The organism is Hydrogenophaga sp. (assembly GCF_041633695.1).
Taxonomy (GTDB): Bacteria; Pseudomonadota; Gammaproteobacteria; order Burkholderiales; family Burkholderiaceae_C; genus Hydrogenophaga.
Map to the genome: position 1 here is coordinate 1 of NZ_JBFJMY010000194.1, position 7,502 is coordinate 7,502.

Here is a 7,502-nt window from a genome sequence, read left to right on the forward strand (position 1 = left end):
CGAGCTCAAGTCGCACCTGGACGGTGCCTTCGACCAGGTCAATCAGCAGCTCGAAAAAGACTTCAAAAATCTCGGTGAGCAGGTGGACGCGGTGGAGGCCCGCCTGGGCCAGCGCGTCGATGAGCAGGCCAATTCTTTGGCCGCCAGCATTGGTGCGGCCGAAGCCGATGCGCCGCGCCGACTGCCCGGCAGCGATCTGGGGCTCTGAGCCGGCCCTGGTTTTCGATCACGCCCGCCGCGTCGGGTCGGGCGTTCGGGCTTAACGCAGCACCAGCACCGGGATGTGCGAATGGGTGAGCACCTGGTGGGTCTCGCTGCCCATCAGCAAACGTTTGAGACCCCGGCGGCCGTGTGAGGCCATCACGATCAGATCGCATTTGTTGCGTTTGGCGGCGGCAATGATGGCCTCGGCGATCAGGTCCGACTTGGCGGTGACCGGTTTCACCTTGACCTCTTTCAGCTGCCCGGCCGACTTCACCGCGTTCACTGTTTGCATGGCTTCTTCTTGCCACTGCTTTTCGATGCGCGCAACCTCGGTGGCCGCCAGGGCCACACCACCTTCAAAGTAGGTTTGCGGATAACGCGGAACCACCCGCAGGGCCACCACGTCGGCACCGGTCATATCGGCCAGCTGGATGGCGTGGTCCACGGCCATGTTCGAGAGGTCGGAGCCGTCGGTGGCGACCAGAATACGCTTGTACATGCTTCTCTCCTCGGTTGTTGTTGCGGCTTGTCGGTACAAGACTAGCAAACAATGCGCGGCTGTGCTTGATATATGTCAAGCAGCATGGAGACCAACTGGCGTACCTTAGCGGTATGAATCCAGCCGTGACCGCGTCCTCGCCGGGGATGACCGCTGCTCGCCACGCAGCAGCGGTTGGCGCGCCAGCGCCTGGCCCGCAAGCAGCTTGGGGGCCAGGTGGCCTGCTGGGCGAGCACCGGGGCTCGCTCACGGTGACCGACGACTTCGCGGTGCTGGACGACCCGGTGGAGCAGCAGGTGTTCACCACCGTGCGCGAGGTGGATGGGCGTTCGCTGGCCGATTCGGTGCTGATGGTGCAGGGCATGTATTGCGCCGCCTGCGCCGACGCGGTGGAGTGCGCCCTGCAAGGCATGGCCGGCGTGGAGCACGCGCAGGTGCACGCCGCCACGCGGCGCCTGAGCCTGCGCTGGGACCCGGCGCGTACCCGCATGTCGGCGCTGGCAGAGGCTGCGGGACGTGCCGGTTACCGGCTGCTGCCGATGCAGCAAGCCTTGTCGATCAGCGAACGCCTGCGCGAAACCCGCATGGCTTTGTGGCGTTTGTTCGTGGCCGGTTTTTGCATGATGCAAGTCATGATGTACGCCTTGCCGGCCTACGTGACCGAGCCCGGCGAGATTCCCGACGACATCCAGCAACTGCTGCGTCTGGCCAGCTGGGCGCTCAGCGTGCCGGTGGTGTTCTTCGCCAGTGGCCCTTTCTTTCGCAGCGCCTGGCGCGATCTCAAGGTCCGCCGCGTAGGCATGGACACACCGGTGTCCATGGGCATTCTGGTGACTTTTTTGGTCAGTTCGGCGGCCACCTTCGACCCGGGCGGCCCCTGGGGCCACGAGGTCTGGTTCGACTCGTTGACCATGTTTGTTTTCTTTCTGCTGGGTGGGCGCTACCTGGAGCACAAGGCGCGCGACCGCACGGCCGGTGCACTGGACCAGCTCATGAACCGCCTGCCCGAGGCTTGCGACAGGCAGCAGGCCGACGGCGCCTTTGCTGCCGTCTCGGTGCGTCGGCTGGCGGTGGGTGACGTGGTGCGGGTGCAGGCCGGACAGGCCTTTCCGGGCGACGGCTGCCTGTTGAGTCCGTCGGCCTCGGTGGACGAAGCGCTGCTGACCGGCGAGTCCCGTCCGGTCGATCGGGTCCAGGGTGATGCGGTGGTGGCAGGCAGCTTCAACTTGTCGGGGCCGGTGCTGCTGCGCCTGGAGCGCCTGGGGCGCGACACCCGGTTCGCCCAGATCGTGCAATTGATGGAGCAGGCGGCGATCGAAAAGCCGCGCCTGGCTGTGCTGGCCGATCGCATCGCCGCGCCATTCCTGGCGGTGGTGGTGTTGGCCGCCTTGATGGCCGGTGGCTACTGGTGGTCGATCGACCACAGCAAGGCGGTTGCGGTCGCCGTGGCGGTGCTCATCGTCACCTGTCCGTGCGCGCTGTCGCTGGCCACGCCCGCTGCGATGCTGAGCGCGGCGGGTGCCTTGGCGCGCAAGGGCATTCTGGTGCGCAGATTGCAGGCGCTGGAAACACTGGCCCAGATCCAGGTGGTGGTGTTCGACAAGACCGGCACCTTGACCCAGGAGCAGCTCACGCTGGGCGGCGTGCAAACGCGCGACGGCCTGAGCCGAGAGCGCGCGCTGGCCCAGGCATTGGAACTGGCCGAAGGCTCGCTGCACCCGGTGTCGCGCGCCATTGCGCTGGCGGCGCGAACCGGTTTGCTCGGCACGGTGGAGGCCGAGCGCATGCCGCAAGAAACCCAACTGACCGAAACCGCCGGCCAGGGCATGCAGGCCCTGCGCGCCGATGGCACCTGGGTGCGCCTGGGCACGGCGCTGTTCTGCGGATTGGAAGCACCCGGTTTGCGGCACCCCATGCCCGCAGCGACGGCTGTCGACGACGGCTTGCGCACCCACCTGGCCGACCAAGATGGCTGGCTGGCCACGTTTGACTTGCAGGAGAGCTTGCGCCCCGATGCACGGCAGGCCCTGGATGCGTTGCGCGCCATGGGTGTGCGCAGCTGGCTGATGTCGGGCGACCGCGACGCCGCCGCGCAGAAGGTGGCGCGGGCGCTGGGTATCGACGAGGTGGTGGCGCAGGCCACGCCGCAAGACAAATTGGCCCGGGTGCAGGCATTGCAGGCCCAGGGGTTCAGGGTTGCCATGGTGGGCGATGGACTCAACGATGGGCCGGTGCTGGCTCGGGCCAATACCTCGTTCGCCCTGGGGCACGCGGCGCCACTGGCGCAAGCGCAGTCCGACTACGTGGTGCAGAGTGGTCGCGTGATGGACGTGGTGGCGACGCTGGCGCTGGCGCGGTCCACCATGGGCGTCGTGCGGCAAAACCTGTTCTGGGCCGTGGGCTACAACGCGGTCAGCATTCCGATGGCCGTGCTCGGCTGGATGCCGCCCTGGTTGGCCGGCTTGGGCATGGCCGCCAGTTCTTTGCTGGTGGTGGGCAATGCCTTGCGCCTGTCCCGCCACAGCCCGGGCTGATCCAGGCCGCCGCTGTCAACGATCAAGAAGGCTTGCACCATGGAAATTTTGTACTTGCTCATCCCCGTTTCGCTGCTGCTGGTGTTCGCCATCATCGGCGTGTTCTGGTGGGCGCTGCAGTCGGGGCAGTTCGACAACATCGAACGCGAAGGCGAGCGCATTCTCCGAGGCGATTGACATAGGTCAAGGCGGCCCGCAGGCCGCGCATAGACACTTCTAGACAAGGGTCATTTTCTAGGAGTCTCTATGTCCGTGACAACAAAAGGCGGCCAGTCGGCGGTCTACAACGACAAGGTCGTGCGGCAGTTTGCCATCATGACGGTGGTGTGGGGCGTGGTCGGCATGCTGGTGGGCGTGATCATCGCGGCCCAGCTCACCTGGCCCGAGCTCAACCTGGGCATCGAATGGCTTTCGTATGGCCGCCTGCGGCCGCTGCACACCAACGCGGTGATTTTTGCGTTTGGTGGTTGTGGTCTGTTTGCCGCGAGCTACTACGTGGTGCAGCGTACCTGCCAGACCCGCATCTTTTCCGATGGTCTCGCAGCCTTCACTTTCTGGGGCTGGCAACTGGTCATTGTCTCGGCGGTGATCACCTTGCCACTGGGCATCACGCAGAGCAAGGAATACGCCGAACTCGAGTGGCCGATCGACCTGCTGATCGCGGTGGTCTGGGTGAGTTACGCCATCGTGTTCTTTGGCACCGTGGGCATGCGCAAGGTCCGCCACATCTACGTGGCCAACTGGTTCTTTGGCGCCTTCATCATCGCCGTGGCTTTGCTGCACATCGTGAACAGCGCAGCCGTTCCCGTGGACATGTTCAAGTCGTATTCGGCCTATGCCGGCGTGCAAGACGCCATGGTGCAGTGGTGGTACGGCCACAATGCCGTGGGCTTTTTCCTGACGGCGGGCTTCCTGGGCATGATGTATTACTTCATCCCGAAGCAGGCGGAGCGGCCGGTGTATTCCTACCGCCTGTCCATCGTGCACTTCTGGGCGCTGATCTTCACCTACATGTGGGCCGGTCCGCACCACCTGCACTACACCGCACTGCCGGACTGGACGCAATCGGTCGGCATGGTGTTCTCGCTGATCCTGCTGGCACCCAGCTGGGGCGGCATGATCAACGGCATCATGACGCTCTCGGGCGCCTGGCACAAGCTGCGCGACGACCCCATTCTGCGTTTCCTGATCGTGTCGCTGTCGTTCTACGGCATGTCTACCTTCGAAGGTCCGATGATGTCGATCAAGACCGTGAACGCGCTGTCGCACTACACCGACTGGACCATCGGCCACGTGCACTCTGGCGCTCTGGGCTGGGTCGGTCTGATCACCATGGGCTCGCTGTATTACCTGATTCCACGCCTGTTCGGCCAGAAGAAGATGTACTCGATCCCCGCCATCGAATTGCACTTCTGGCTCGCCACCATCGGCATCGTGCTCTACATCGCCGCGATGTGGATCGCCGGCGTGATGCAAGGCCTGATGTGGCGTGCGGTCAACCCCGACGGCACGCTGACCTACACCTTTGTTGAGTCGGTCAAAGCCACGTTCCCCTTCTACGTGATCCGCTTGGTGGGTGGCCTGCTCTACCTGAGCGGCATGCTCGTGATGGCCTGGAACGTGTTCAGGACGACACGCCAAGGGCACATAGAAGACGTGCGCATTCCCCTCGTCAACCCGGCCCATGCCTGAGGAGCACCACATGAGCTCAAAAAAACCATCCGACGGCTTTTCGCACGAGCGCATCGAAACCAACAACTTCCTCATGATCGTGTTGATCACGCTCGTGGTGGCGGTCGGTGGCCTGGTGGAAATCGTGCCGCTGTTTTTCCAGAAGTCCACCACGCAGCCGGTGGAGGGCTTGAAGCCCTACACCGCCTTGCAACTGGCCGGGCGCGACGTGTATGTGAGCGAAGGTTGCTACAACTGCCATTCGCAAATGATCCGCCCCTTCCAGGCCGAAACCCTGCGCTACGGCCACTATTCCGTGGCCGGTGAATTCGTGTACGACCGACCGTTCCAGTGGGGCAGCAAACGCACCGGCCCCGACCTGGCCCGCGTGGGCGGTCGCTACAGCGACGAATGGCACCGTGTGCACCTGAACAACCCGCGCGACCTGGTGCCCGAGTCCAATATGCCGGCCTATTCATGGCTGGAGAAGAAGGTGGTGAAAGCCGAAGGCATGCCACGGCGCATGTCGGTCCTGCGCACCCTGGGCGCACCGTACTCCGACGAAGAAATTGCGCAATCGGTGGAAGCGGTGAAAGGCAAAACCGAACTGGACGCGGTGATCGCCTATCTGCAGGTGCTGGGCACCTCCATCAAGTAAATCTGGAGAGCACACCATGGACATCAACGATCTTCGCAGCGCCGTCACGGTGCTGAGCCTGCTGACCTTTCTGGGCATCGTGTTCTGGGCCTGGTCGGGACGCCGCCAATCCAGCTTTGACGAAGCGGCCCAGTTGCCCTTTCAAGACGAACAGCCTTCGACCAGCACAAGAGAACCATCATGAGCGACTTCACCAGCGACTTCTGGTCGTACTACGTGGCCGGGCTGACCCTGATCAGCATCATCGCGTGCGCGGTGCTGCTGTGGATTTCCGGCACCACCAAAGTCAAGTCCGCCGCCGACAACACCACCGGGCACGTGTGGGACGAGGACCTGCGCGAAATGAACAACCCCTTGCCGCGCTGGTGGGTGTATTTGTTCATCATCACGGTGGTGTTCGCCTTGTTGTACGGTGTTCTGTATCCCACCTTCGGGAAATACCAGGGGGCACTGGGTTGGTCTTCCCAGGGCCAGCATGAGGCCGAGGTGGCGAAGGTGGAGGCGGCGATCGCGCCGATCTACGCCCGGTTCGACAGCATGGCGCCACAACAACTCGCGGGCGACCCCACCGCCATGGCGGTGGGCGAGCGCTTGTTCATGAACAACTGCGCCCAGTGCCACGGCTCGGACGCCCGGGGTGCGCGCAGCTTTCCCAATCTGACCGACGGCGACTGGCTGTGGGGCGGTGCGGCCGATGTCATCAAGACCACCATCACCGAGGGCCGCACGGGCGTGATGCCACCCATGGCCGCCGCTGTGGGCAATGCCGAAGACGTGCGCAATCTGGCCAACTATGTGCTCAGCCTGTCGGGCAGTCCACACGATCCGATCAAGGCATCCCTGGGCAAAAGCCACTTTGGCGCCTGCGCGGCCTGCCACGGCATGGACGGCAAAGGCGGGCAGGCCATGGGTGCACCCAATCTGACCGATGCGACCTGGCTGCACGGTTGGGGGGAAGACGCCATCGTTCGCGCGGTCAACAACGGTTTCACCAATCAAATGCCGGCCCAGTCCGCCAAGCTGACCGCGTCCCAGATCCACGTGTTGGCCGCCTATGTCTGGGGTTTCTCCAACAAGCCGGGCGCGGCGAACTGAACCGCCCCGGTTGAAGCTGCCCCATTTCTGAACGCCTGCCGTGAGCGCCATCCCACCCGACACACCGTCCCAACCGATACACCTGGTTCCAGCTGCACAGCGTGGAAAAGGGATGGCTGCAGCGGGTGAGGGCGAAGCATTCGTTTCCCTGTACGCGCCACAGGAAAAGATTTATCCGCGTTCGGTCTCGGGCTATTTCAGCCGCTGGCGCTGGCTCACAGTGTGGATCACGCAAATCGTTTTTTACGGTTTGCCCTGGCTGGAATGGAACGCCCGCCAAGCGGTCTTGTTCGATCTGGAGGCGCGCCGCTTCTTCATTTTCGGCCTGGTGCTGTACCCGCAGGACTTCATCTACCTCACCGGCTTGTTGGTCATCTCCGCGCTGGCGCTGTTTCTGTTCACTGCGGTCGCCGGGCGGCTCTGGTGCGGCTACGCTTGTCCGCAAACGGTGTACACCGAAATATTTCTGTGGATCGAGAAGCGGGTCGAGGGCGACCGGTCGGCGCGCATGCGGCTCGACAAGGCGGGCTTGTCCGCAGCCAAGCTGGGTAAAAAGTGGCTCAAACACGCGTTGTGGATCGGCTTTTCGCTCTGGACAGGCTTTACCTTCGTGGGCTACTTCACGCCCATCCGCGAGCTGGCCGTTTTGTCCTGGACGGCAGCGCTGGGCCCCTGGCAGCTGTTCTGGGTTTTCTTCTACGGCTTTGCCACCTACGGCAATGCCGGCTTTCTGCGTGAGCAGGTGTGCAAATACATGTGTCCTTATGCGCGCTTTCAAAGCGCCATGTTTGACAAGGACACTATGGTCGTCACCTACGACGAGCGGCGCGGAGAACCACGC

At 63.6% G+C, this 7,502-nt stretch carries 9 protein-coding genes; 8 read left to right on the forward strand and 1 reads right to left on the reverse strand.

Annotated elements, in window-relative coordinates; genetic code table 11:
* Positions 1 to 208: hypothetical protein (locus tag ABYB95_RS12950; RefSeq protein WP_372658975.1), on the forward strand; the 208-nt coding region annotated here is incomplete at its 5' end.
* Positions 209 to 259: 51 nt separating this feature from the next.
* Here ABYB95_RS12950 and ABYB95_RS12955 read toward each other — a convergent pair.
* The gene (locus ABYB95_RS12955; RefSeq protein ID WP_372658976.1) at positions 260 to 703 is read right to left on the reverse strand and encodes a universal stress protein; all 444 of its coding nucleotides are present in this window, start codon (positions 701 to 703) and stop codon (positions 260 to 262) included.
* A 113-nt stretch (positions 704 to 816) separates the two neighbouring features.
* Between ABYB95_RS12955 and ABYB95_RS12960 the strand changes: the two genes are divergently transcribed.
* The 7 genes from ABYB95_RS12960 to ABYB95_RS12990 all read left to right on the forward strand — a co-directional run.
* On the forward strand, positions 817 to 3,237 hold the full coding sequence (locus ABYB95_RS12960; RefSeq protein WP_372658977.1) for a heavy metal translocating P-type ATPase: 2,421 nt from the start codon (positions 817 to 819) through the stop codon (positions 3,235 to 3,237).
* A gap of 39 nt (positions 3,238 to 3,276) precedes the next feature.
* The gene (gene ccoS / locus ABYB95_RS12965; protein ID WP_372658978.1) at positions 3,277 to 3,414 is read left to right on the forward strand and encodes a cbb3-type cytochrome oxidase assembly protein CcoS; all 138 of its coding nucleotides are present in this window, start codon (positions 3,277 to 3,279) and stop codon (positions 3,412 to 3,414) included.
* A gap of 69 nt (positions 3,415 to 3,483) precedes the next feature.
* On the forward strand, positions 3,484 to 4,929 hold the full coding sequence (gene ccoN, locus ABYB95_RS12970; RefSeq protein WP_372658979.1) for a cytochrome-c oxidase, cbb3-type subunit I: 1,446 nt from the start codon (positions 3,484 to 3,486) through the stop codon (positions 4,927 to 4,929).
* Positions 4,930 to 4,939: 10 nt separating this feature from the next.
* Positions 4,940 to 5,566, forward strand: coding sequence for a cytochrome-c oxidase, cbb3-type subunit II (ccoO, locus tag ABYB95_RS12975; RefSeq protein WP_372658980.1), 627 nt, complete (start codon positions 4,940 to 4,942; stop codon positions 5,564 to 5,566).
* Between the two features lie 16 nt (positions 5,567 to 5,582).
* Positions 5,583 to 5,750: a cbb3-type cytochrome oxidase subunit 3 gene (locus ABYB95_RS12980; RefSeq protein WP_372658981.1), complete on the forward strand. Its 168-nt coding sequence runs from the start codon at positions 5,583 to 5,585 to the stop codon at positions 5,748 to 5,750.
* Positions 5,747 to 6,661, forward strand: coding sequence for a cytochrome-c oxidase, cbb3-type subunit III (ccoP, locus tag ABYB95_RS12985; RefSeq protein ID WP_372658982.1), 915 nt, complete (start codon positions 5,747 to 5,749; stop codon positions 6,659 to 6,661). Before ABYB95_RS12980 ends, ccoP begins: the two co-directional genes overlap by 4 nt.
* A 112-nt stretch (positions 6,662 to 6,773) precedes the next feature.
* Positions 6,774 to 7,502, forward strand: a 729-nt coding sequence (locus ABYB95_RS12990) for a 4Fe-4S dicluster domain-containing protein (protein ID WP_372658983.1), incomplete at its 3' end; no start/stop codon positions are given.